This is a genomic window from Streptomyces sp. NPDC048604, from assembly GCF_043199435.1.
GTDB lineage: Bacteria > Actinomycetota > Actinomycetes > Streptomycetales > Streptomycetaceae > Streptomyces.
Genome location: NZ_JBICVX010000011.1, coordinates 37403 through 59285 on the forward strand (window position 1 = coordinate 37403; position 21883 = coordinate 59285).

Here is a 21883-nt window from a genome sequence, read left to right on the forward strand (position 1 = left end):
CCAGGCTCTTCCGGGAGTGTGCCACGAGTCGGGCCGCGAGGGCTGCCCTTCTGCGTACGTGGCGTCAGTCGAGGGTCGCGACACCGGCCTGGGCGAACTTCTCGTCCAGGTCGCCGGACGGGGCGCCGGCCACGCCGATGCCCGCGATGGGCGCGCCGTTGGCGGTGACCGGGGCGCCGCCGGCCAGGAACAGGGTGCCGGGGATGTCCTTCAGGTTCGGCGCCTGGGCGAGGCGGCCGGCGAGGGTGGACGTCGTGGCGTTCCAGGAGACGGCGGTGTACGCCTTCTTCTCGGCGGACTCGTAGGACTGCGGGCCGGCGCCGTCGCCGCGCAGGGTCACGATGGTGTTGCCGTTGCGGTCGACGACCGCGACGGAGACCCGCTGGTTCTCCTTCTCGGCGGCGTCGAGGGCGGCCTGCGCGGCCTCGGTGGCGGCCTCGATCGTCAGGTGCGTGCTCTGCGCGGTGTTGCCGGCGGCGGCGTCCGCCTTGGCGACGGCAGCGGCAGGCGCGGCGGCCGGGGTGGCGGCGTTCGCGGACACGGCGCCGAAGGCGCCGGCGCCGAGCGCGGCCAGGGTCAGGCCGCCGGTCAGGACTCGGGTCCGCATCGAGATCTTCTTCATGGTCGCTGACTCCTCGCGGTCGTCGGTACGTCCCGCCTCAGGTGTCTCCCGGGGCCGGAGACCGGGAGGCTGTCGTGCCGTCCCGCTCTGTCATCCATCCTGGGCCCGCCCTCGGCCCCGCCCGGTCGGCCCGGCGGCTGCACGCACGCGGGCCGGCGGACCCAGAGGTCAGCCGATCGGATGACACGCGCGACGTTCCCGCAGGTCACAGGCGGTATCGCGCGACGCCCGGCGCTAGCCGAGGAGCCACTTCCTCGTGAGGTCGAGGACCTGGGCGCGGCTGCGGGGGCCGTGGTCGGCGGCGATGAAGTGGTTGCCGATGCGCAGCGAGAAGGCGATCAGACAGCGGGCCTCGACCTCCGCCTCGTCGGGGCAGAACGCGCCGAACAGCGTGCGCATGTACGCGATGCGGCGGTTGTCGACGCGGCGGAGGCGTTCCGCCACGTCCTCGTCGCGCCGGGCCCAGTCACGGACGGCGAGTTCGGCGGGCAGCCCGGTCATCGGGCTCTCGGCTGAACCGGCATCCTCAGCGGAGTCGGCTCCCTCAGTGGTGCCGGCGTTGGCGATGGTGAAGAGCCGGATCAGCTTTTCCCGGGCCTCTCCCCCGCCGGCCTCGACCCGTTCGATCACGTCCTCGGTGACCTCGCGCTCCCAGGTGTCGAGGATCTCGGTGAGCAGTGCGCCCCGGTTACGGAAGTACCCGTAGAAGCCGCCTTTGGTGACGCCGAGGGTCTGTGCCAGGGTCTCGACGCGGACAGCGTCGGGACCGCCGGCGGACAGCGCGCGCATGCCCTCCTCGATCCACCTGCGGCGCGGGGTGCGGGCCGTGGCCATGGTGTCGCTCCTGTCCCCGGCGCCTGCCGTTCGTCCTGCCGTTCGTCCTGCCGTGGTCTGCCTGTACCGCATCGTAGAGGCGGCGCCGGCCGGGCCCGGCGGGGGCGGCTTGGCCTCCGCCCCTACGGGGTGGGGATCCCGGCGGGTTTGCGCGGCGGGCGGCCGAAGCGGACGGGGACGCCCGGCGAGTACAGGACGCTCACCGGCGGGCCGGTGGGGGCGGCGAGGCCGGCGGCGGTGATCAGGGATTCGTCGCAGTGCAGCAGTTCGGCGCGGTGCAGCGGCCAGCGGGGGTGGACGTTCGGCAGGTAGAGGGAACGGCCGAAGAACGCGCTGTGCATGCCCCAGCGGGCGGTCAGGAAGTGCTCGACGTCGGTCGGCTCCAGGACGGGCTCGCCGATCCGTATCGCGAGGTCACTGTGCGCGCCGCGCGGACCGGGCCAGCGGCGGCGGCTGGTGTACGCGACCGTGCGGCCCTCCCGGCGGATCTCCATCCGCGACCAGACGTACGGCAGGCGGAACGCGGCGCGGCCTACGGCCACCGGTATCAGCCGGGAGGCGTCGAGGGAGCGGAAGACGACGCCGCGGCGGCCGTGGGCGTCGACCGAGTACAGGCGGACGTTGGTCTCGGGGAAGGACCCGAGGTAGGGAATGCCGGGGAGGCGGAACCAGCCGACGCGGTGCATCCGGAAGGCGACGAGTCCGATGTACGTGACACCGTCCAGCGTGTCCGGCCGGGTGCCGGGCGGAAGCAGCGGGGCCACCTCGGCCGGGTCGACGGCCCAGTGGAGGAAGGCCAGGTCGAGCCACGACTGGGTGAGCAGGGGCCGGTCCGTGGCGTACGGCGGATCGGCGGTGATCGGCTCGGTGAGCACCTCGGACCGCGGCTCGGGCGCCGGCTCAGGAGCCGGCTCGGCGATGGCGGGCGACTGCGACTCCGACTGCGGCATCGGGCCAGTATCCCGGAGCGCGGAGTGCCGACGGCAGGCGGGTCAGGCAGGAGCGCCGGCTCCCGCGGACCGCACCATGAAGACGTCGATCGCGTCCTCCCTCTCGACGGTGAACCCGTGCCGCTCGTAGAGGCGGCGGGCCGCACTGCCCTGCAGTGCCTGGAGCGCGACGGTCGCACGCCGTGCGTCGGCGCCCTCCAGCACGGAGGCCAGGACGGCCGAGCCGAGCCCCCGGCCCTGGTGGCGGGGTTCGACGTAGAAGTGCTCGAGCCACTCGCGGCTCTCGGCGGGCCGGATCGTGACGCTTCCGGCGAAGGCGCCGTCGACCTCGATGATCGAGGTGTACGCGAGCGAGAAGCCGTCCCGCACGCGCTGCCGTACCCGGTGCGCGTCGTACACCCCGAGCCGCTCCAGATCGGCGCGCATGACCGTGTCCCGCAGCTCCGCCACGGCCTCGACGTCCTCCGGCTTCGCGGACCGCAGCGTCCAGTTCCTCGTCCGTGCGTCGCTGCCGATCAGCCGGGTTTCCATGGCGGGAGTATGTCAGCCGGTCCGTCGCCCGCCCGACCCCGCCCGACCCCGCCCGCCGCGACCAAGATCATCCGATGCACAATGTCCGCATGTCGAACACGAATACGCCCAAGGCGGCGGCAATCGGCGATGCCGGACAGATCAGTCGGACTCTGGCACTCGCCTTCGACGACGATCCGATGATGCGGTGGTTCTTCCCGGACGGCGCCACGCGCGAGGCGTCGCTGGACAGTTACTTCGCCACGATCTTCACCCGGCAGTACCTGCGCAACGCGCTGTGCGAGCGCACCGAGGACGCGGCGGCGTTCTGGGTGCCGCCGGAGGCGCAGGACAAGGCCGTCCCGGACGCGGAGACGATCCAGGAGCTGCAGAAGATCCTCGGCGACCGCGCCGGCCTGTTCCGGGACGCCGTCGGGGCGGCCGCGCAGCACACGCCCCAGGAGCCGCACTGGTACCTGGCCCTGATCGGAGCTGACCCCGCCGCGCAGGGGCAGGGCCAGGGGGCCGCGCTGCTGCGCTCGGGGCTGGCGAAGGCGGACGAGGCGGGCCTGCCGGCCTACTTGGAGTCCTCGAAGGAGTCCAACCTCCCCTTCTACGCCCACTTCGGCTTCGCCGTGCGCCACGAGGTCCGACTGCCGGGCGGCGGCCCCGTCCTGTGGGGGATGTGGCGGGAGCCGCGGCCCGAGGTCGCCTGAGCGGCGGCCGGCTTCTGCTAGCTCAGTGCGTCCTCCGCGTTGGTGACCCACGCGGTCACGGAGTTCTTGTCCGGGGAGACGTACAGACCGGGAGTCGAGGCCTTGAGCGGTGTCTGCACGAGGTCCGACTCGGTGCTCATGGTCATGGCGATGGAGTTGACGGTCTTGCCCTTGCCGTCCTTGAGCCCGCCCATGAGCCCGGCGTACGCGGACTGGCCGGGGGCGAGCCGGATGGCGTCCTCGATCCCGGGGGCCGTGCCGCGCTCCGTGGCCGCGCCGTCGAGGCTGCCGAAGGTGACGACCGGGTGGCCGAGGGCCCGGCAGGGCTTGCCGCTCTTGTTGGTGATCTTCAGCAGGTAGCTGCTGGTGGTGGGCTCGGCCAGGGTCGCGGTGAACGTCACGTCGAACGTGCTGCACGGGAAGACGTCGAAGTCGGGGTCCGCGGGCTCCTTGCCGCCGGAGCCCGGCTTCTTCGACGGCTTCTTCGACGGCGTCGGCTTCTTGGCGGGCCAGGAGGGCTTCGCCGGCGTGGAGGGCTCGTCGGCGTCCGGGACCTCCGTGAGGATCGGGCCGGGTGTCGCGGGCGTGGACGCCGGCGGGGTGGTGGGCGCGCCCGCCGCGCCGTCCTCGGACGGGCCGCAGGCCGTCAGGGTCAGCGCCGACAGGGCGGCGAGGACGACGGTGCCTCTCAGTACGGTGCTCATGTTCTGTTCCCCCGATCGATGAGCGCACAGTGCGCTGGCGTGAGCACCAGAGTGGCGCGCCAACTTCACAGATTCGTCATGGCGTCTTCCCGACTCCACCACGGTGCGCCCGGGGGCGGACGCGCTCCTCGCCGCAGGCGGCGACGAGGAGCACAGAGGTGTACGCCCGCCTCAGGCGTTCGGGTCGAAGGGGATGCCGGCGGGCTTGGCCTTCGCCAGATGGCTGTTGAAACTGCCGTCCTTGAGGCCGAAGTGCGCGCTGCCGAAGTCGGCCTGGCTGAGCTTGTCGCGGATACCGGGCGGGTAGCCGTTCCAGCCGACGAGGGCGGGGAACTGCCAGGTGTGCTGGTGGTTCTCCGGCGGCTCGTCGTTGCTGTTGGCCGGACGGAAGCAGTGGGTGCTCCAGCCGTCCTTGTGGTAGACGATCTTGGGGTGTGTGCCGTCCCAGCGGATGCGGTCGCGGGAGTAGATGTTGAAGTTGCCGTGGGCGGAGGTGGAGACGTACTGCGCCTGGTTGTTCTGGATCCATACCACGACGTGCTCCCAGTCGTGACGGTGGCCGCCGAGGCTGCTCCCGGGGACCGCCTGGTCCTTCTCGAAGTACAGGCCGTACAGGATGGCGCACCAGCCGTTGTTGCACTTGTAGCGCGCGTATCCGTTGGTGTTGGTCAGGTCCCAGGAGTCGCGGCACTGGCCGTTGAGCGCGCCGGAGGGGTTGAGGCCGCCGTTGAGCGTGCCGTCGAGACCTATCGCCGGCGTGGAGTAGCAGCCGTCGGTGTCGTAGTCGTAGGCGGGCTGGAAGGTCTGCTCCAGGCCGTCGGCGTTGGCCGGGAGGGCCGTGGGCGGGGTGGCGGCGAGGGCGCTGCCGGGGAGGGCGATGAGCAGTGCGAGGGAACTGCTCAGGGTCAGCGCTCCCTTGACGAGGTAACGCCTTTGCTTCACTACGGCTCCTTGGTCGGATGGGGGGGCGGCGCGCCCGGTCTTCGTGCGGTGGGCGCACCGCGGCGAGCTTGACATGCCCATTCCATCAGCCGTGAATCGCCGACACGCGGACTCCCGCGGAACCACTCCGACGCACCGGCGGGCCGACGCGCCGACTTCAGGCGGGGTTCAGCGAGAGGCCGTCAGACCCTCGTGGGCGAGGCCCAGTTCGCGCGCCAGCGCGTCGTCCACCCACTCCTGCATGCGGGCGCGGGTGAGCGGCGCCCGGTACGAGGTGGTCTGGACGGCCAGCCCGTCCAGGAGCGCGGTCAGCCGCCAGGCCGCGTCGGCGGGGTCGTCGCAGACGAACTCCCCGGCCGCCACGCCTTCCGCGACCACCCCGGCGATCGCCGCCTTCCACTGCCGGTCCAGGTCGTGGGTGACCTTCCGCAGGGCGGGTTCGCGCAGCGCGGCCGCCCAGCCCTCGATCCACAGCCGCCACCCCTTGGCCTGTCCCGTAGGGGCGTACCAGCGCAGGGCGGCGCGCAGCCGGCGGGTGGCGCTGCTCCGGGGTTTGTCCAGCAGGGCGCGCAGTTGGACGAGGTCGCCGGCGGCGGCGTGGGCGAACGCCTCGGCGACGAGGAGCTCCTTGGTGGAGAAGTGGTAGAGCACCAGGGAGCTGCTGACTCCCAGTTCGGAGGCGACGTCCGCGAGGCGTACGTTGCTCACGCCGCGGGCCTCGATCTGCTCGACGGCGACGCGCAGAATCTCCGCGCGCCGTTCCTCCACGCTCAACCGGACTCTGGCCACGGCGTCACCCTACACAGCAGTTGACAGCGCCGTGTGGCCGCGGACACATGGGAGGCTGCCGTCATGGCGAGAAGACCTGCGGTCCGTGCCGGCACCGTCGGCGGCTACTTCTTCAACGGGTGCGTGACCGTGCTCACTCTGGTGCTGGTGGCGGTCGTGAGCGTCATGTACTGGCTGGAGACGGCGCCGGAGCGCAACGAGGAGAAGGCACGCGAGAACCTGCACGAGCACGCCGAGACACGGCGTCAGGAACTGGCGGCGGAGGCGCAAGGCGCGGACGGGCTGCCGGACGCGGCCCTCACCCGGCTCTTCCCGCGCGCGAAGCCCGCCGAGGGGCTGGTGGCCGTCCGGCGGGAGGGCGACGCGGTCACCGTGACCGCCGAGTTGCTGGGTCAGGGCCCGTCGACGACGTTCATCTTCGTCAACGAGACGCTCGTGACCGGGTGTTTCGCGTTCCGCATCGAGGGCGTCGGAGGTCGTGGCACGCCCCGCGCGTCCGTGCGGCAGCTCGCCGACGCGGCGTGCACGCCGGCGGCGACGGCGGGCGGTACGAAGGGGACGGCGGGCAGCATGAAGGCGACGGCGGGCAGCTCGAGGGGCGGCCGGGACCGCCCCCTGAGCGCCGCGGCCCGCGTCATCTGACGGCTGAGCGGCCGTACACCTGCCTGCCCCGCAGCACGCCATGGGCGTCGAGGGCGAGGGCGCCGCCGGAATGGACCAGCAGCGGATTGACTTCGAGTTCGGCGAGTTCGGGGTGCTCCACGGCGGCCCGCGCGAGCGCGCACAGCGCGTCGGCGGCGGCGTCGAGGTCGACGGGCTGCGCACCGCGCCAGCCGGTGAGCAGGGCGGCGTGGCGCAGCGACAGCAGGAGTTCGCGGGCGCGGCCCGGGGTGAGCGGGGCGAGGGCGAGGGCGGTGTCGGCGTGGAGTTCGGCGGTGACGCCGCCGAGGCCGACCATGACGACCGGGCCGAACGCCGGGTCGTACCGGACCCCGGCGATCAGCTCGACGGAGTACGGGTGCACCGCCATCCGTTCCACGGCGTACCGGGTCGCGCCGGTGGCCGCGCCCATGCGGGCGAAGGCGGCCCGCAGTGCGGCCTCGTCGGCGATGCCCAGGGCGACGCCGCCGGCCTCCGACTTGTGCGCGAGCCCCATGGCCTTGAGGGCGAGCGGGTAGCCGGTGCGGCGTCGGGCCGCGTCGGCGGCGCCGTCGGCGGTGGTGACGAACTCGGCGACAGGGAACGCGAGTCCGTGCGCGGCGAGCAGCTCGCGGACGGACTCGTACGCGCCGTCCGCCACACGGCGGCCGGGTGAACGTCTCGGCAGCGCGGCCGGCGGCTGCGGGGGCGTGCACGGCAGACGGGCGGCATGAGCGAGGGCGGTTGCTGCCTGCTCGATGCGCTCGTAGACGGGCACGCCGTGCTCGCGCAGGACCGCGAGGGCCGGGGTGTCGCGGGCCATCGTGTGCACGACGAGGACCCGGCCGGCCTTCCGCGCCGCCTCCCCCAGCTCCCGCGCGACCCCGCACTCCAGCCCGGCCTGCGCGGGGTTGGCGGTGGCGTAGTCGCCGAAGTAGCCCGTGAGTACGGTGGCGTCGGTGTCCCCGGCCTCGAGGAGCGCCCGCGCGATCCGCGCGTAGTTCCGCAGATCGGCCTCACCGGCGCCGGCGAGGTCGACGGGGTTGCCGCCCCCGGCGCGCCCTGCCAGGTGCGCGGCGACGGCGATCCGGGTGGGCTCGTCGAGGACGGGCACGTCGAGCCCACGGGACACCAGCGCGTCGGCGGCCAGCGCCCCCTGTCCCCCGCTGTCACCGACGACGGAGACGCGCAGGGGCCGGGGTGGGGCAGGACGGCCGCCGGCACGGTCCGTTCTCGGTATCGGCAGCCGGCCGATGCGCTCCCCCGCTGCCGCCAACAGGACGGCCGTGTCGGCCAGTTCGCCTGCGGACTCCGTGAGCAGCGCTCCCGCGTCGCGGCAGACGGCCGCCACCACCGCGCGGGCGCTCACGAGTGCGCCAGTGTGCGAGGCCGCGGCACGGCCGGAGGCGGCGCTGCGGCCCAGGGTGAGCAGGAGGACGGGCTTTCCGGCCGCGTACGCGGCGGTCAGCGTACGGGCGAGGCGGCGGCCGTCGCGGAAGTCCTCGATGTACGCGGCGACCACGCGGGTCCCCTCGTGGCCGATCAGTGCGTCGAGGGCGTCCGCCGCGTCGATGTCGCGCTGGTTGCCGAGCGAGACGAACCGGGAGAAGCCCTGTCCGGCGCGGGCCAGGAGCCGGCCGATCTCAAGTGCGAGGCTGCCGCTCTGCGAGACCAGCCCCACCGAGCCGGCCGGGAAGTCGCCCCAGCTGAGCCGGAGTTCGGTCGTGGTGTCGACGACGCCCATGCAGTTGGGGCCGAGCAGCCGCCCGCCGTGCGCGGTGACCAGTGCGGCCAGTTCCCGTTCCTCGGCCGGGTCCGATCCGCCGGAGGTGATGACGGTGAAGCACCGCGCGCCGGCCGCCAGGCCGTCCACCACCACGGACCGCACCTGCGGGGGCGGGACCGCGACGACCACGTGCTCGGGCGGGGTCGGCACGGCACCCAGGTCCGGCAGGAACGGTACGCCGTCGAGGGCGCCGCCGCGCTGGTTGACCAGGTGGACCGTACGCCGGCGGCGTCCCGCGAGGGCGCCGGACGCCAGCCAGTACCCCCACTTCGCGGGGTTCGCGGAAGCGCCCACGACAGCGACGGAGCGCGGGTCGAAGAGGGCGTCGAGGCTCATGCGTACCAGCCGTAGCGCTCGGCTATCGCCGGCAGCCGGTCCGCGACGACGCCGTGCGCCGCGGTCCGCGGGGTGGTGCCGTCGGCCCCGGCGCGCGTCAGTACCTGCTCGACCAGCGCGCGCATGGACCGGCGGATGTGGGCGAACGCCTCGTCGGCGTCCGCGCCGATGTCGCCGAACAGCGTCCACCACCACCAGGCGTTGGTCGCGGAGTTGACGACGACGTCCGGCAGGACGCAGACGCCGCGGGCGGTCAGCAGCTCTTCGGCCTCCGGCAGCACCGGCATGTTGGCCGCCTCGACGATCCAGCGGGCGGTGATCGCGGCCTGGTTGTCCGCGTCGATCGCGTACGAGACGGCGGCCGGGACGAGCACGTCGGCGTCGGCGGACAGCCAGGCGTCGCCGGGCAGTTCGACGTCGCCGGCCCGCAGCGCGCAGCGGTCGACCGTCCCGTACGCGTCCCGCGCGGCGAGCAGTGCCTCGACGTCCAGGCCCTCGGGGTTGGCGACGGTTCCCTTGACGTCGGCGACGGCGACGATCTTCAGCCCGGCGCGGGCGAGGAAGCGGGCCGTCGCCCCGCCCATGGTCCCGAAGCCCTGCACCGCGACCCGGGTGCCGGCGTGCGGCACGCCGGCCCGGTCCAGCGCGGTGAGGACGGACTCGGCGACGCCGCAGCCGCCCGCGAGTTCGTCGAGCCCGATGCCGTCGACGTCCACGGCGAACGCGTCGGCGAGCCGCTGCCGGGCCGCGGCCTCGTCGTCGAGCAGCGGGTAGACGGCCTGGACGGAGGAGACGAGCCCGGCCTCGGCGGCGGCGCGGTCGACGAGGTCCTGGGTGAGGCCGAGATCTTCGCCCATGGTCCAGAAGTGCTCGATGTGCGGCCGCGTCGCGCGCAGGTAGCGGACGAGGACGCCGTACGCCTCGGGGTCGCGCGGATCGCAGTCGATTCCGCCCTTGGCGCCGCCGAGGGGGATGTAGCGCGCCTCGGGGTTGTAGTGCAGGGCCTCCTTCATGGTCATGCCGCGGGCCAGTCCGGCGACCTCGTCGAGGGTGCAGCCGGCTCTCATCCGCAGCCCGCCGCTGGCCACGCCGCGCACGAGTCGGTCGATCACCAGGTGGCCCTGGCGGCCGGTGACATGATCCGTCCAGGTCAGGGAGAGGAGCGGGGCGTCGGAGGGGGAAGGCGTCGTCATCGGGGGATCTCCTCGGGTTCCTCGGGGACGGTGACGATGGTCGGTCCGGGGGTGGTGAGCGCTTCGGCCACGGCGCGGGCGAGCTGCGCGGGGGTACGGGCGATGGTGCCGTGACCGCCGTAGGCGCGGGCGAGTGCGGGCAGGTCGACGGGCGGCTGCGCGACGGCGGTGGGGGTGTCGCCGCGGGCGGCCATCTCGTCGCGGATCTCTCCGTAGCCGCCGTTGTCGAAGACGACGACGGGGAGGGGTGCGCCGAGCCCGGCGGCGGTGGCGAGTTCCTGTACGGAGAACTGCAGCCCGCCGTCGCCGCTGAGGGCGACGACCTGCCGCTGCGGGTACGCGGTCTTCGCGCCGATCGCGGCGGGCAGGGCGTAGCCGAGGGTGCCGAAGCCGGTGGGGTGCAGGTAGCGGCCCTGCGGGCCGAGCGGCAGGTGGGGCAGGGCTCCGTAGTAGCAGCACTGGGCGCTGTCGGAGGTGACCACGGCGTCCTCGGCGAGGACCTCGCGCAGGGCGCGCAGATACGGGACCCAGCGCGCGTCCCGGGCACGGGTCTCGTCGTCACGGGCGGCCCGGAGGGCGGCGGCGTCGAGGGCGGCGGCATGGGAGGGGACTCCGTCGAGGGCGGCGTGGGCCCTCGCGTCCGATGCCGTGGCCTCGAGGACGGCGCGCAGGACGGCCGTCGCGTCACCGGTCAGTGGTACGTCCGCCGGGAGGCCCGCGTACATCTGGGCGGGGTCGACGTCGACGCGGATCAGCATCCCGGCCAGGGGCGGCAGGGGCGTCCAGGTGTCGGACTCGGCCAGTTCGGTGCCGACGGCGAGGATCGTGTCGCGCTCCGCGAGCCACTTCTGCACGGCAGGGCTGTGCAGGGAGACGCCCAGGGCGAGCGGGTGCCGCTCGTCGACGGTTCCCTTGCCGTTGGCGGTGGTGACGACCGGCGCGCCGAGGGTCTCGGCGAGGGCCAGGCACTCCGCGGCGGCCGCCCGCGCACCGCCGCCGAGGACCAGGACGGGGCGGCGGGCCGCGCGCAGCGCGTCGGCCGCCTGCCGCACGGCGGTCGCGTCCGCCGCCTGCGGGGCGGCCGGCGGGGCGAGCCGTACCGGGCCGGCCGGCTCCATGGACTCCAGCAGATCCAGGGGTACTTCGAGGTGCGCGGGGCGGGGCCGGCCGGTGCGGAACAGGGTGAAGGCCCGGGCGACGGCCGCGCCGATCTCGGCCACGGACGACACGCGGTGGCTGAACGCGGCGACGCCGCGCAGCGCTTCGGTCTGGCTGCGCATCTCATGCAGCAGCCCGGTGGACTGCCGGGGGTGCCGCAGCGGCATGCCGGGCGAGACGACGAGCAGCGGCACGCTGTCGGAGTACGCCTGGCCGACGGCGGCGGCGATGTTGAGCAGCGCGGGCCCGGTGGTGGTGATCGCCACGCCGGGCCGGCCGGACACGCGGGCGTACGCGTCGGCCGCGCACCCCGCACCCTGCTCATGACGGGGCGTCACATGTCGGATGCCGTACGCCGGGAGGTGGCGGTAGATCTCCAGGTTGTGCGTGCCGGGGATGCCGAAGGCGTCGGTCACGCCGTGCGCGGCGAGCGCGCGGACGACGGCCTCGCCGCCGGTCGCCGCGGCCTCGCGGGGTGTGCCGGGCGTCGTCGTCACAGTCCCCATCACAGTCCCCGCGCGATCACGAGCCGCATGATGTCGGAGGTGCCCTCCTCGATCTCCTCCAGCTTCGCGTCCCGCATCCACTGTTCCACGGGGTACTCGCGCGAGTAGCCCCAGCCGCCGAGGGTCTGCACGGCGGCCCAGGTGCAGTACGCGGCCGTCTCGGAGGCGGTCAGTTTGGCCATGGCGGCCTCGGTCGTGGCGGGCCGCCCCGCGTCGAGGCGCTTGGCGGCGCGCCAGGTCATCAGCCGGGCCTGCTCGATGCGGGTCCGCATGTCGGCGAGGCGGAAGGCGACCGCCTGGTGCTCGACGATCGGCTTCCCGAACTGCTGCCGGGTGCGCGCGTAGTCGCGGGCGTACTCGTACGCGGCCCTGGCGACGCCGGTCGCCGCCGCGCCGAGCACGGTGCGGGAGATGTCGAAGGTCCGCATGAGCCCGTGGAAGCCGCGGCCCTCGTCGCCGAGCCGCTGCTCCTCGGGCACGAAGGCGTCGGCGAAGAAGATCTCCCGGCAGACGATGGCCCGCTGGCCCATCTTCCGCATGGGCGCGCCGAAGGTGACGCCGGGGGTGCCCTTGCGCAGCAGGAAGGCGGTGACGCCGCGGGAGCGCTGCGCGGGGTCCGTCTTGGCGAAGACCACGTACTGCTCGGCCTCGCCGGCGTTGGATATCCAGGCCTTCTGACCGTTGAGCAGGTAGCCGCCGTCGGCGCGGGTCGCGGTGGTCGTGAGAGACGCGGCGTCGGAGCCGGCACCGGGCTCCGTGGTGGCGAGGGCCGTCATCGGGGTGTCGGGGCCGGTCAGCGGGGTGAGCCAGGTCCGCTTCTGCTCGTCGTTGCCGAGGTCGAGCAGCGGGTCGGCGAAGAAGCCGTTGGAGCAGAGCAGGTTGCCGATGCCGAGGTCGCCGACGCAGAGCTCCTCCTGCACCAGGCACTGTGTGAAGACGTCGGTGAAGCCACCGCCGCCGTACTCCTCGGGGAGCATGAAGCCGGTGATGCCGACCTCGGCGGCCTTGCGCCACAGGTCCCACGGCGTCTCGACGTCTGCCTCGTCCACGGCGCGCGCCCGGGGGCGGATCTCGTCTCGGGCGAAGGCCCGGGTGAGCTCGACGATGCCGTGCTGCTCGGCGGTGAAGGGAACCAGTTCGGTGGGGAGGTCGGACACGGTGCCTCCAGATGCGGACCCGACGGGACGGGATGGTGACAGGGGTACTGACGGACTGGCTACTGACTGAACCGTCAGTCAGTATCAGGACCCGTGCGGAGCGCTGTCAACGCATCGGATAGCGTGGGCGACCATGGCTTCGACTCAGAACAGGACCAGTCGGACGGCCGGGGGCCGGAACGGATCCGGCGACGGGGAGCGGGACGAGGACGGAGTCCTGCTGCCGCGGCTGCGTTTCTGGGAAGTCGCCTGCCGCGGCGCACTCTACGGCTTGGCGGCCAACGCCCTGGCAGCGCTCGGCATGGCCTTCGTCACCGACCACAACGACCGCGAGGAATACCTCGCGGTCGTGTCCGGGCTCGGACTGATCGCCGGCGGCGCGCTCCTCGTGATCGGTCTGTTCTTCTGGGGCTGCTGCCTGGGCGACATCCGCCGGTGGCGGGACCTCCGCACCATCACCGGCCAGACCGACGCCGTCACGATCATGGCCCCGTCGCTCATCCGGGTCGGGGTGCTCGGCCTGGTCCTCTTCCCCGGGCCGTACGGGCTGTACCACCTCGTGGACGCCGCCCCGTTCGGAAGCAGGCTGTACGGGAACTGACCGCGCCGCGTGTGAGGCCGGCGGGCGGGCGGCGCACTGTCGCGGACCCGCCCCCCGTCAGGGCTGGGACATGGCGCAGGCCCAGGAGACATAGGCGACCATCTCGTCACCGTGGTCGAACCAGATGGCGAACCACTGGTCGTCCGTGACACCGCAGGCCGTGATGCTGCGCCCGAGGACGGTGGGGCAGCCCGCGACCGAGCACGACTGACCCCGCCCCGGACTCATCTCGCCCACGATCTCGGCGTCGCTCCGCGCGTTCGCCCTGATGCGCGCCAGCTCCCACCGCCCCCCACCGCCCCCACCGCCCCACCACGCCACCGCCCTGCACAAAGTTCAAGTAATGACTTGCACAGCGTGCAAGTCCTGGCCTAACGTTCCACTTGAACACAGTGCAAGTCGCACGGAAAACGAGGGGAACACCACCATGTCGCAGGACTCTCAGCACCAGAACCAGGCCGCCTTCGTACGGGAGACCGCCGAGGCGTACGGAGTGCCCGGCGCCGTCGTCGCCGTCTGGTCCAGGGGCCAGGAGGTGTACGCGAGCCACGGGATCACGGACATCGACGCCCCGGAACCCGTCGACGAGCAGACGGTCTTCACGCTCGGCTCGGTGTCCAAGACCTACGCCGCGACCGCGCTCATGCGCCTGGTCGCCGAAGGCCGCGTCGAACTGGACGCGCCGGTCCGCCGGTACGTGCCCGAGTTCACGCTCGCCGACGAGCGGGCCGCGGACGAGATCACCGTACGCAACCTGCTCAACCACACCGCCGGATTCGACTGGCGGCTGAGCGCCGACACCGGCGAGGGGGACGACGCGCTCGCCCTGTACGTCGCGGATATGGCGAAGTCGGAGCTGATCGCCCCGCCCGGCACCCGCGCCTCGTACAGCCAGTTGGGCTACAACCTGCTCGGCCGCGTCATCGAGAAGGTCACCGGTCTGACGTACGAGGAGGCCGTCGCCGAGCTGCTCCTCGAGCCGATCGGGCTCACCCGCACCACCTTCGCCACCCGGGAGAAGCTGACCCACCGCTCGGCGAACGGCCACAACCTCGCCGAGGACGGCACGCTGTCCACTGCCAAGCAGTGGAAGGACAGCCGCGCCAACAACGCCGGCGGCGCCGCCGCGGCCTCGGCGCAGGACCTGATCCGCTGGGCCGCGTTCCACCTCGGCGACGGCACGGCCGCGGACGGAACGCGTGTGCTGCCGGCGGACGCCCTGCACCTGATGCGGGAGCAGACGGTCGAACTGCCCGGCAGTTCGATCGGCGACGCCCTCGGCCTCTGCTGGTTCCTGCGCGACATCGAGGGCATCGCCACCATCGGGCACGGCGGCTCAGCCAACGGGCAGTTCGCCGAGCTGCTCATCGTGCCGGAGCACGACTTCGCCGTCGTCTCGCTCTCCAACGCCGGCCCGGACAGCGGCCTGGCCTTCAACCAGGCCGCCCTGCGCTGGGCGCTGGAGCACTACCTGGGTGTCGTCGAGAAGGACCCGGAGCCGCTGCCGTTCGACGCGGAGCGGGCCGCGGAGGTGGTCGGCGACTACGAGAACGAGATGATGACGGTCACGATGGCGACGGACGGCACGAGCCTGTCGATCGCCTGCGCGATCAAGCCCGAACTGCGCGCCGCCGCCGACACGGAGCTGCCCCCGGACCTCCCGGCCGCCGCCTTCGGCCTGCTGCCCGGCGACGGGGACGCGGACGGGCACGGGGACGCGTTCATCGTCACCGAGGGCGGACTCCAGGGCCACCGCGGCTCCTTCACCCGCGACGCCTCGGGGACGATCATCGGCGCCGACCTCGGAGGACGCTTCTTCACCCGCATGCCGGCCGGAAGGTGAGCGTTGACCTCAAGTCCGCTTGAGGTCCTACGGTCGGCATCGACACGGCACATCGGACAGCGATGTGCCAACTCACCGGAGGAGCACCGCAGATGGACACCGAGCAGCTCACCGACGCCGACCTCGCCGCCCAGCCCGCCGCGTACTGGACCGGCCTCGCCAACGAGGCACTCGTCGCCTTCACCCGGGTGTGGCTGACCGAACTCGGCTTCACCCAGCCCGGGTACTGGCTGCTGCGCAACCTGTCGAAGCACGACCTGTCCCCGGACGGGCAGGGCATGACCCTGCCCGAACTGGAGCAGGCGATGAGCTCCTACCTCCGCCCCGAGGACGACCTGGCGATCGAGTCGGAGCTCCTCGTCGGCCGCGGCTGGCTCACCCGCGACGAGGCGGCGCGGCTGTGGATCACCGAGGCCGGCGAGGACGCCCGCGCCGGCCTCAAGGCACGCGTTCCGGGGTTCCGCACCCGCGTCCACGAGCGCATCGACGACGCCGACTACGTCACCACGCTCAAGGTGCTCCGGCAGATGCTCCGGAACACCGGGCGCCCGGTCGACTAGTACGGCGCGCACCGAGGGGCGACGCCGGCCTCGGACGGCCGGTGCCCCCCCGGTCAGCGCCGGGCGCGACGGTAGGCGATGAGCAGGCCGAGCACGATTCCGGCAAGGAGGGTGCCCGTGAGGACGGTCCACAGCGGGAGCGTGACATCGGAGACCCACAGGCGGATGGTGACGGATTCGGTGTTGGCGGCGATGAACCAGATGGCCAGAGCGGCGAGCACGACGAAGCCGATGGTGCGCAACCGAACGTCTCGCCCCTTGACGGTCAAAGTGGAGTGCTCGTGCGTTTTCGCAGTATTCCGCGTCATGTACTCAGTATCGGTCGATCCGCCCCGCAGGTCGCCCCAACCCGGGCCCCCTAGGCCGCCCGGCAGCGGTCCCGGACCTCGGGGAGCTGCCGGAAGCCCGCGGCCCGGTAGGTGGCGACGGCGGGCGCATTGGAGGTCGGGGTGCAGACGAGGGCGCTCGACGAGCCGAGGCACCGCAGGGCGGCTGCCGCGGCGAGGCTGATCGCCGCGCCGTAGCCGTTGCGGCGGTGGTCCCGGTGTACGCCCATCGGCTCCAGCAGCCCCGGCCGACCCGGGCCGGCCGACCACACGGTCACCCCGGCCACCGCGTTGCCCTCGTCGTCGTACGCCAGCAGGGAGCGGGCCTCGGCGAACGCCGAGCCGGACGCCATCGCGCGCCAGCCCTCCCCGGTCAACCGCGCCCCGTCGAACGCCGCCCGGTGCACGGCTGCGTACGCGTGCGCCTGCTCCGGCCCGTCGACCACTTCGATCCGTACGCCGGGATCCCCGACCGGCTGCGTGAGGTCGCGGCACAGCGGCGTCCACGGCTCGTCGGTGGTCCAGCCCTCCTCGCCCAGCAGATCCCGGACCAGGGCGTCCAGCGGCGCCTCGACGTTCGCCCTGCCCTCGGGGAGGACACCGCGCTCCGGCCGGGTCACGTCGGCGACCAGGCGCCGCGCCAGCTCCTCGTCCTGCCGCGCGTCCGGCGCGATCGTCAGCCGCACAAGCCCGGGACCGTCCAGCAGCCCCACGGCGAGGATCCGTCCGTCCCGGCTCCACGTCCTGACCGCAGCGGCGGCCGCCTCCGCGCCCCAGCGCACGTACCAGCCCAGGTCCCCCGGATGCAGTTGCATCGGCGCCCCGTCGTACTGCCAGTCCCGCAGCACGTCCACGGCCTCGTCCAGCCCGTCCACTCCCGGTGTGCACAACGTCGTCGCCATGCCCCCGATGACACACCACGACGCGGGCGGTCCGCACCCGGTTTCCGCCGGGCCGGGGTCGCCGGCAGTACGGGAATTTCCGTAGGGGGCGTGGGGGTTCTGCGAGCAGAGATGATCAACGCGTACGTCCCACGGGACGCGTACGTCACGCCGAGAAGGAGTGTCCATGTCCGCCCAGGTCGCGCCCCCGAAGCACCACATGGCCTTCATGATCTGGTTGTCGGTGTTCCCCACCCTGGCCGTCATGGAGCTGCTGCTCCGGCCGCTGCTCGCCGACCTGCCGGTGATCCTGCGACTGCTGATACTCACCGCGATCGTCGTGCCGCTGGTCGTGTACCTCGTCCTGCCGCGGGTGCAGCAGGGCCGGGCGCTGCTGCTGCGGAGGAGGAACGGTCGGAGGGATGATGGACGGGGTGGGGGCTCCGTGCCTACACAAAGGAACCGTCATGCTGGGTGACAGCAAGACCTTCGGCAGCTTCTCGGTCGACAGCATCGACACCGTGCGGGACTTCTACGCCTCCACACTCGGGCTGCGCGTCGCCGAGGAGAAGGAGATGGACGTCCTGCTCCTGAAGCTCGCCGGGGACCGCGACGTGGTCGTCTATCCCAAGGAGAACCACGAACCGGCGAGCTTCACCGTGCTGAACTTCGTGGTGGACGACATCGGAAAGACGGTCGACGACCTCGTCGCCCGGGGCGTGACGTTCGAGCGGTACGAGCAGTTCACGCAGGACGACAAGGGCATCATGCGCGACGAGGGCGCCGGGCCCGCCATCGCCTGGTTCAAGGACCCGGCGGGCAACGTCCTGGCCGTCATGGAAGACCCGGGCCAGGGCTGACACCCCTGCGGGGCTCCCTCAGCGGGTCACCCCGACCCTCAGCGGGGCCCGGAACGAGAGCAGCCCGAGGATCGGCGGCTCCTGGTCGGCCTCGGTCAGACGCACGTCCGGCAGCCTGCGGGCGGCCGCGCGCAGGGCGACCGCGGCCTCGGTACGGGCCAGGGACGCGCCCGGGCAGCGGTGCCGGCCGACGCCGAAGGACAGGTGGTGGCGGGCGTTGGCCCGGTACGGGCACATCCGCTCCGGCTCCTCGAACACCTCCGGATCGGAGCCGCTGCCCATGAGCATCAGCAGCAGCTGCGCCCCGGCGGGCAGCGCGACGCCGCCGAGGTCGACCGAGCGGGCGGTCACCCGCCGCCAGGTGGTGACGGGCGGTTCGCGGCGCAGTACCTCCTCCACCCACGCCTCCGCCAGGCCCGTCTCGTGTGCGGCACGGGGCCACAGGCCGGGCTCGGAGAGGGCCCGGTGCAGCGTGGTGGCGATGAGCTGGCCGGTGGTGGACTGACCGGCGATGAAGACGAAGAAGCAGGCGCCGACGGCGGTCGCGACGTCCAGCGGCCGGCCGTCGGGCAGTTCGTGCCGGCGCAGGGCCTCGACGAAGGAACCGGGCCGCGCCTCCGTGTCACCGACGGTCGCCGTCAGCCACTGGTGGAACTCGCCGACCAGAGCGGCCAGCTCCAGTTGGCGCTCCGGGTCGGGCCGGCCCCAGAACAGCTCCAGCGAGGCGTCGCTCCAGCGGACCAGCGTCGCGGGGTCGACGCCGTCGATGCCGAGCAGCTCCATCAGCACCCGGCAGGGCAGGATCTGCGCGTACGAGGCGAACAGGTCGGACGACCCCGTGGCGTCGAGGCGGGCCTGCGCGGCGTCCAGGAGTTCGTCGGCGATGCGCTCGATCACGGGGACGGCGGCGGCGACACGCTGGGCGTTGAAGAAACGGGTGACGACGCGCCGCAGTCCGTGGTGACTGTCGGTGCCGTTGTTGGCGAGCGCGGGCGGCAGCTTGAACCCGGCGCGGGCCAGCACCCGCAGGACGGGGACGGGCAGCGGGACCACGGAGTGCTGGGCGTTGTCCGGGTGGTAGGCCGCCGGGTCGAGCAGGACGCGGCGGATGTCCACGTACCGGCTGACCAGCCACAGCCCGGTGACCGGGTCCCGGTGCACGGGCGCGTCGGACCGCAGGGCGTCGAGCCACGGGTACGGGTCACGGACGAATCCGTCGCCGAAGACGTCGAGCCCGAGGAGCCCGAGGGGATCGGGCCCGAGCGGATCGGGCCCGGGCGCTTCGGTGGACACGGCTGCGGGGGCCGGGGCGGGCAGGGCCGGAGAAGTCACCGCCGGACGCTAACACGCCCCGACCCCGCCCCTGACCTGCAGGTGTCCGCCGTCACTCGGCGTCCCAGAGTCCCGGCTCCGCGAACAGCTCACGCAGCCAGCGGGCGGTCGCCTCGGCGGCCCCCTCGCCGCCGGCACGCGCGTCGCCGTCTCCGTCGGTGTCGCCGTCCCCGTCACCCACCGGGTCGCCGTCCGGCGCGGGGAACGACAGCCCCCAGCAGACCGCCCTGTGGACGGCACCGAGCCGGGTCGCCAGGGCGACCGCGCGCCGCAGTTCGGCGGTCGGCGTCCCGCCGCCGGTCCACGCCTCCAGGTACACGTCACGAAGCCGGGGCAGTGCCTCGGGGCCGAAGCGGCGGCGGGCCATGCGGCCGGTGACGAGCAGCGTGGCGAAGGGGTGGGCGACGGCGGCGTCGCCCCAGTCGAAGAACGCGTACCGGCCCCGCCCACGGGCAAAGATCTGGGACTCGTGCAGGTCGGAGTGGTCGAGCGAGTCCGGGATGCCGCTCGCGGCGAGCTCGTCGCACCACTCCACGAGCCGCGGCCGCTGCGCGAGCAGCGCCTTGCGGTCGGCCGGCTCCAGCGCGCGGCAGTCCTCGACCAGCCGGTCGAAGACTCCCGGCAGCACCGCGGCCCGCGCGTCCGGCACACCAAGCGCCCGCAGCTCGTCGCTACGGCCCGTCAGCGCGCGCTGCAGCGCCGCGTACTGGCGCAGCGGCGCCTCCCAGGCGCGCGGGTCGTCGGGGCCGCGGTCGAGCGCGTCGGCGAAGAGCGGGCCGCCGTCGGGGAGCAGCGACCAGCCTCGGTCGGTGTCGACGGCGAGCGGCGCGAGGACGTGGTCGGGAGTCCAGACGGCGAGGGCCTGCGCGAGACCCGCCTCGTACCGGGCGGCCGGCGGGTTGGCCTTGAACCAGACGGTCTCGTGGCCCTCGCCGACGGTGCGGACGGGGAAACGGACGAGCACCGACCACGGGCGCAGGCGCACCCCGGCGGCCGCGCCATCCCGCTGGGCGGCGACTGCATCCGGCTCCCGGCCGCGCTCGCGCAGCCCGTGCTCGGCGAGCCGTTCGCAGGCCCAGTCCAGGGCGGCGTCCCGCCAGGCGAGGTCGTCCCAGGGGGTCCCACCGCGGGGAAGACCGCCGCGGTCGACGGACTCGTCCGTGTCGTGTCGCATGAGCGCATCCCATCACGCTGCGCGAGCCGGGCACCTGGGGTTTTCCACGGGCGGCCGGCCGCTCCGGCGGGGCGGCCGGGGGCTCACGGCACCGCCGGGCCAGAGCGCCTCCCGCTACCCCGTATCGCATCCACCGACACTCCCCGCACGCGAAGGTCGACAGAATGACATCTTCCGTTCTCCTTCGTGCCACCCGCCGCGTTCCGGCATGTCCGAGCATTCGGAACGCGACAGGTCGGCGGATCCCTCCGCGGACGCTCATGCTCGTTCTTCCGCCGGTTCGACCGCCGGCTCATCTGCTCGGGTCCGAAGGGAAGTCACGGTGCTGCTGCGAGAATCGGGGCGGGCCGGATCCCGCCGGGCGGGGGCGGCGGCGGTGCTGGCGGGGGCCCTGGTGCTCTCCGGCTGCGGGACGACCGGCACGGCCGAGGAGGCCAAGCCGTCCGCCACGGAACGGATCCCGGACATCGAGTGCGCGAGCACCGGTCTGGTGAACGGCTCCGGCTCGAGCGCGCAGCAGAACGCGATGAAGCGCTGGATGCACCAGTACCAACTCGCCTGCCCCGACGTGCGGCTCGCGTACAACCCGCTCGGCTCGGGCGCCGGTGTGGCGCAGTTCCGGCGCGGCGCGACCACGTTCGGCGGTACGGACCAGGCGCTGTCGGACGAGGACCGCCGGGTCTCCCAGGACGTGTGCGGCGGCGGCAGGGCGATCGACATCCCCATGGCGGGCGGTCCGATCGCGCTCGGCTACAACGTGCCGGGCGTGCCCGGGCTGGTCCTCGACGCACAGACGCTGGCGAAGATCTTCGACGCCCGGATCACGCGCTGGAACCATCCCGGGATCAAGCGCCTCAATCCGCAGGCCGAGCTGCCGGACCTGCCGATCGTGCCCGTGCACCGCGCCGACGACTCCGGTACGACGCAGAACCTCAACGCCTATCTGAAGGGCGCGGCGCGTTCCGGCTGGCCGTACCCGGCCGAGAAGAAGTGGCAGGCGCGCGGCGGCCATTCCGCGAACGGCTCGGACGGGGTCGCCACGGCCGTGACGCAGACCGAGGGCGCGATCGGCTACTTCGAGCTCTCGTTCGCGAAGAAGCGGAAGATCGACACGGTGCGGATCGCGACCGGCGCGCCGGAGCCGGTGGCCCCGACGACGGAGAGCGCGTCGCTCGGCATCGCGACCGCCGAGGTGGTCGGCAAGGGCGGCGACCTCGCGCTGGAGTTCGACTACCGGACCAAGGCGGAGGGCGCGTACCCGATCGTCCTCGTGACGTACGAGATCGTCTGCGCCACCGGCAACCGGCCGGACTCGCTGCCGGCGCTCAAGTCCTTCCTCGCGTACGCGGCGAGCGAGCAGGGACAGAGCGAGCTGCACGCGATCCACTACGCCCCGCTCCCCCAGTCCGTCGCGGAGCGGGTGCGCGCGGTCGTCAACACCCTGTCCTGAGGCGGACGTTCCGC

24 protein-coding genes are annotated in these 21883 nt (G+C 73.2%); 8 read left to right on the forward strand and 16 right to left on the reverse strand.

All coding sequences use genetic code 11. The features are described 5' to 3' along the window. Positions 1-64 precede the first annotated feature (64 nt). The 4 genes from ACGFMM_RS22510 to ACGFMM_RS22525 form a co-directional block, all read right to left on the reverse strand. Complete coding sequence (locus ACGFMM_RS22510; RefSeq protein ID WP_393648185.1) at positions 65-622, reverse strand: heme-binding protein; 558 nt, start codon at positions 620-622, stop codon at positions 65-67. A 234-nt stretch (positions 623-856) separates the two neighbouring features. Next, on the reverse strand, positions 857-1456 hold the full coding sequence (locus ACGFMM_RS22515) for a TetR/AcrR family transcriptional regulator (protein ID WP_393648186.1): 600 nt from the start codon (positions 1454-1456) through the stop codon (positions 857-859). A 122-nt stretch (positions 1457-1578) separates the two neighbouring features. Beyond that, positions 1579-2406, reverse strand: a complete 828-nt coding sequence (locus tag ACGFMM_RS22520) for a YqjF family protein (RefSeq protein WP_393648187.1) — start codon at positions 2404-2406, stop codon at positions 1579-1581. Positions 2407-2448: 42 nt separating this feature from the next. Beyond that, positions 2449-2937: a GNAT family N-acetyltransferase gene (locus ACGFMM_RS22525; RefSeq protein WP_393648188.1), complete on the reverse strand. Its 489-nt coding sequence runs from the start codon at positions 2935-2937 to the stop codon at positions 2449-2451. 89 nt (positions 2938-3026) lie between these two features. Here ACGFMM_RS22525 and ACGFMM_RS22530 point away from each other — a divergent pair, with 89 nt between their 5' ends. After that, the gene (locus ACGFMM_RS22530) at positions 3027-3632 is read left to right on the forward strand and encodes a GNAT family N-acetyltransferase (RefSeq protein ID WP_393648189.1); all 606 of its coding nucleotides are present in this window, start codon (positions 3027-3029) and stop codon (positions 3630-3632) included. A 17-nt stretch (positions 3633-3649) separates the two neighbouring features. Here the strand turns inward: ACGFMM_RS22530 and ACGFMM_RS22535 are convergent, their stop codons facing one another. The 3 genes from ACGFMM_RS22535 to ACGFMM_RS22545 form a co-directional block, all read right to left on the reverse strand. Next, positions 3650-4336 (reverse strand): DUF4232 domain-containing protein, encoded by a 687-nt coding sequence (locus tag ACGFMM_RS22535; protein ID WP_393648190.1) that lies wholly within the window; start codon positions 4334-4336, stop codon positions 3650-3652. 171 nt (positions 4337-4507) lie between these two features. Beyond that, positions 4508-5353: an NPP1 family protein gene (locus tag ACGFMM_RS22540; protein WP_393648191.1), complete on the reverse strand. Its 846-nt coding sequence runs from the start codon at positions 5351-5353 to the stop codon at positions 4508-4510. A 93-nt stretch (positions 5354-5446) separates the two neighbouring features. Next, positions 5447-6067 (reverse strand): TetR/AcrR family transcriptional regulator, encoded by a 621-nt coding sequence (locus ACGFMM_RS22545; RefSeq protein WP_393648192.1) that lies wholly within the window; start codon positions 6065-6067, stop codon positions 5447-5449. 63 nt (positions 6068-6130) lie between these two features. Here ACGFMM_RS22545 and ACGFMM_RS22550 point away from each other — a divergent pair, with 63 nt between their 5' ends. Next, a complete protein-coding gene (locus tag ACGFMM_RS22550) occupies positions 6131-6709 on the forward strand; it encodes a hypothetical protein (protein ID WP_393648193.1) in 579 nt (192 codons plus the stop codon). Here the strand turns inward: ACGFMM_RS22550 and ACGFMM_RS22555 are convergent. The 4 genes from ACGFMM_RS22555 to ACGFMM_RS22570 are packed head-to-tail and all read right to left on the reverse strand — an operon-like array spanning position 6702 to position 12842. Then, positions 6702-8828, reverse strand: coding sequence for an acetate--CoA ligase family protein (locus ACGFMM_RS22555; protein WP_393648194.1), 2127 nt, complete (start codon positions 8826-8828; stop codon positions 6702-6704). The genes ACGFMM_RS22550 and ACGFMM_RS22555 overlap by 8 nt on opposite strands. After that, the gene (locus tag ACGFMM_RS22560) at positions 8825-10021 is read right to left on the reverse strand and encodes a Glu/Leu/Phe/Val dehydrogenase dimerization domain-containing protein (protein ID WP_393648195.1); all 1197 of its coding nucleotides are present in this window, start codon (positions 10019-10021) and stop codon (positions 8825-8827) included. Before ACGFMM_RS22560 ends, ACGFMM_RS22555 begins: the two co-directional genes overlap by 4 nt. Continuing rightward, complete coding sequence (locus tag ACGFMM_RS22565) at positions 10018-11676, reverse strand: thiamine pyrophosphate-binding protein (RefSeq protein ID WP_393648196.1); 1659 nt, start codon at positions 11674-11676, stop codon at positions 10018-10020. Before ACGFMM_RS22565 ends, ACGFMM_RS22560 begins: the two co-directional genes overlap by 4 nt. An 8-nt stretch (positions 11677-11684) precedes the next feature. Beyond that, positions 11685-12842: an acyl-CoA dehydrogenase family protein gene (locus tag ACGFMM_RS22570; protein ID WP_393648197.1), complete on the reverse strand. Its 1158-nt coding sequence runs from the start codon at positions 12840-12842 to the stop codon at positions 11685-11687. A 133-nt stretch (positions 12843-12975) separates the two neighbouring features. Here ACGFMM_RS22570 and ACGFMM_RS22575 point away from each other — a divergent pair, with 133 nt between their 5' ends. Then, the gene (locus tag ACGFMM_RS22575; RefSeq protein WP_393648198.1) at positions 12976-13443 is read left to right on the forward strand and encodes a DUF6336 family protein; all 468 of its coding nucleotides are present in this window, start codon (positions 12976-12978) and stop codon (positions 13441-13443) included. A gap of 57 nt (positions 13444-13500) precedes the next feature. Here ACGFMM_RS22575 and ACGFMM_RS22580 read toward each other — a convergent pair whose 3' ends face one another. Beyond that, on the reverse strand, positions 13501-13671 hold the full coding sequence (locus ACGFMM_RS22580; protein ID WP_393648199.1) for a hypothetical protein: 171 nt from the start codon (positions 13669-13671) through the stop codon (positions 13501-13503). 199 nt (positions 13672-13870) lie between these two features. Between ACGFMM_RS22580 and ACGFMM_RS22585 the strand changes: the two genes are divergently transcribed. Next, on the forward strand, positions 13871-15286 hold the full coding sequence (locus ACGFMM_RS22585; protein ID WP_393648200.1) for a serine hydrolase domain-containing protein: 1416 nt from the start codon (positions 13871-13873) through the stop codon (positions 15284-15286). 92 nt (positions 15287-15378) lie between these two features. Beyond that, positions 15379-15846: a MarR family transcriptional regulator gene (locus tag ACGFMM_RS22590; protein WP_393648201.1), complete on the forward strand. Its 468-nt coding sequence runs from the start codon at positions 15379-15381 to the stop codon at positions 15844-15846. A 53-nt stretch (positions 15847-15899) separates the two neighbouring features. Here ACGFMM_RS22590 and ACGFMM_RS22595 read toward each other — a convergent pair whose 3' ends face one another. Together ACGFMM_RS22595 and ACGFMM_RS22600 are read right to left on the reverse strand one after the other, a co-directional pair. Further along, entirely contained in the window at positions 15900-16088 is a 189-nt protein-coding gene (locus ACGFMM_RS22595; protein ID WP_393648202.1) for a LapA family protein, read from the reverse strand. Positions 16089-16204: 116 nt separating this feature from the next. Beyond that, positions 16205-17074, reverse strand: a complete 870-nt coding sequence (locus tag ACGFMM_RS22600) for a GNAT family N-acetyltransferase (protein WP_393648203.1) — start codon at positions 17072-17074, stop codon at positions 16205-16207. A 166-nt stretch (positions 17075-17240) separates the two neighbouring features. On the opposite strand from ACGFMM_RS22600, the gene ACGFMM_RS22605 reads away from it, so the two are divergent. Beyond that, positions 17241-17531 (forward strand): hypothetical protein, encoded by a 291-nt coding sequence (locus ACGFMM_RS22605; RefSeq protein ID WP_393648204.1) that lies wholly within the window; start codon positions 17241-17243, stop codon positions 17529-17531. Then, on the forward strand, positions 17521-17913 hold the full coding sequence (locus ACGFMM_RS22610) for a VOC family protein (protein ID WP_393648205.1): 393 nt from the start codon (positions 17521-17523) through the stop codon (positions 17911-17913). Before ACGFMM_RS22605 ends, ACGFMM_RS22610 begins: the two co-directional genes overlap by 11 nt. 18 nt (positions 17914-17931) lie before the next feature. Here ACGFMM_RS22610 and ACGFMM_RS22615 read toward each other — a convergent pair whose 3' ends face one another. After that, complete coding sequence (locus ACGFMM_RS22615; protein WP_393648206.1) at positions 17932-19245, reverse strand: cytochrome P450; 1314 nt, start codon at positions 19243-19245, stop codon at positions 17932-17934. A gap of 52 nt (positions 19246-19297) precedes the next feature. Next, positions 19298-20419: an aminoglycoside phosphotransferase family protein gene (locus ACGFMM_RS22620; protein ID WP_393648207.1), complete on the reverse strand. Its 1122-nt coding sequence runs from the start codon at positions 20417-20419 to the stop codon at positions 19298-19300. A 322-nt stretch (positions 20420-20741) separates the two neighbouring features. Between ACGFMM_RS22620 and pstS the strand changes: the two genes are divergently transcribed. Then, on the forward strand, positions 20742-21869 hold the full coding sequence (gene pstS / locus ACGFMM_RS22625) for a phosphate ABC transporter substrate-binding protein PstS (RefSeq protein WP_393648208.1): 1128 nt from the start codon (positions 20742-20744) through the stop codon (positions 21867-21869). Positions 21870-21883 lie beyond the last annotated feature (14 nt).

Coding starts and splice junctions, on each gene's coding strand:
- ACGFMM_RS22510 (WP_393648185.1), bottom strand. CDS start 622: ATGAAGAAGATCTCGATGCGGACCCGAGTCCTGACCGGCGGCCTGACC.
- ACGFMM_RS22515 (WP_393648186.1), bottom strand. CDS start 1,456: ATGGCCACGGCCCGCACCCCGCGCCGCAGGTGGATCGAGGAGGGCATG.
- ACGFMM_RS22520 (WP_393648187.1), bottom strand. CDS start 2,406: ATGCCGCAGTCGGAGTCGCAGTCGCCCGCCATCGCCGAGCCGGCTCCT.
- ACGFMM_RS22525 (WP_393648188.1), bottom strand. CDS start 2,937: ATGGAAACCCGGCTGATCGGCAGCGACGCACGGACGAGGAACTGGACG.
- ACGFMM_RS22530 (WP_393648189.1), top strand. CDS start 3,027: ATGTCGAACACGAATACGCCCAAGGCGGCGGCAATCGGCGATGCCGGA.
- ACGFMM_RS22535 (WP_393648190.1), bottom strand. CDS start 4,336: ATGAGCACCGTACTGAGAGGCACCGTCGTCCTCGCCGCCCTGTCGGCG.
- ACGFMM_RS22540 (WP_393648191.1), bottom strand. CDS start 5,353: ATGTCAAGCTCGCCGCGGTGCGCCCACCGCACGAAGACCGGGCGCGCC.
- ACGFMM_RS22550 (WP_393648193.1), top strand. CDS start 6,131: ATGGCGAGAAGACCTGCGGTCCGTGCCGGCACCGTCGGCGGCTACTTC.
- ACGFMM_RS22555 (WP_393648194.1), bottom strand. CDS start 8,828: ATGAGCCTCGACGCCCTCTTCGACCCGCGCTCCGTCGCTGTCGTGGGC.
- ACGFMM_RS22560 (WP_393648195.1), bottom strand. CDS start 10,021: ATGACGACGCCTTCCCCCTCCGACGCCCCGCTCCTCTCCCTGACCTGG.
- ACGFMM_RS22575 (WP_393648198.1), top strand. CDS start 12,976: ATGGCTTCGACTCAGAACAGGACCAGTCGGACGGCCGGGGGCCGGAAC.
- ACGFMM_RS22580 (WP_393648199.1), bottom strand. CDS start 13,671: ATGAGTCCGGGGCGGGGTCAGTCGTGCTCGGTCGCGGGCTGCCCCACC.
- ACGFMM_RS22585 (WP_393648200.1), top strand. CDS start 13,871: ATGTCGCAGGACTCTCAGCACCAGAACCAGGCCGCCTTCGTACGGGAG.
- ACGFMM_RS22590 (WP_393648201.1), top strand. CDS start 15,379: ATGGACACCGAGCAGCTCACCGACGCCGACCTCGCCGCCCAGCCCGCC.
- ACGFMM_RS22600 (WP_393648203.1), bottom strand. CDS start 17,074: ATGGCGACGACGTTGTGCACACCGGGAGTGGACGGGCTGGACGAGGCC.
- ACGFMM_RS22605 (WP_393648204.1), top strand. CDS start 17,241: ATGTCCGCCCAGGTCGCGCCCCCGAAGCACCACATGGCCTTCATGATC.
- ACGFMM_RS22610 (WP_393648205.1), top strand. CDS start 17,521: ATGCTGGGTGACAGCAAGACCTTCGGCAGCTTCTCGGTCGACAGCATC.
- ACGFMM_RS22620 (WP_393648207.1), bottom strand. CDS start 20,419: ATGCGACACGACACGGACGAGTCCGTCGACCGCGGCGGTCTTCCCCGC.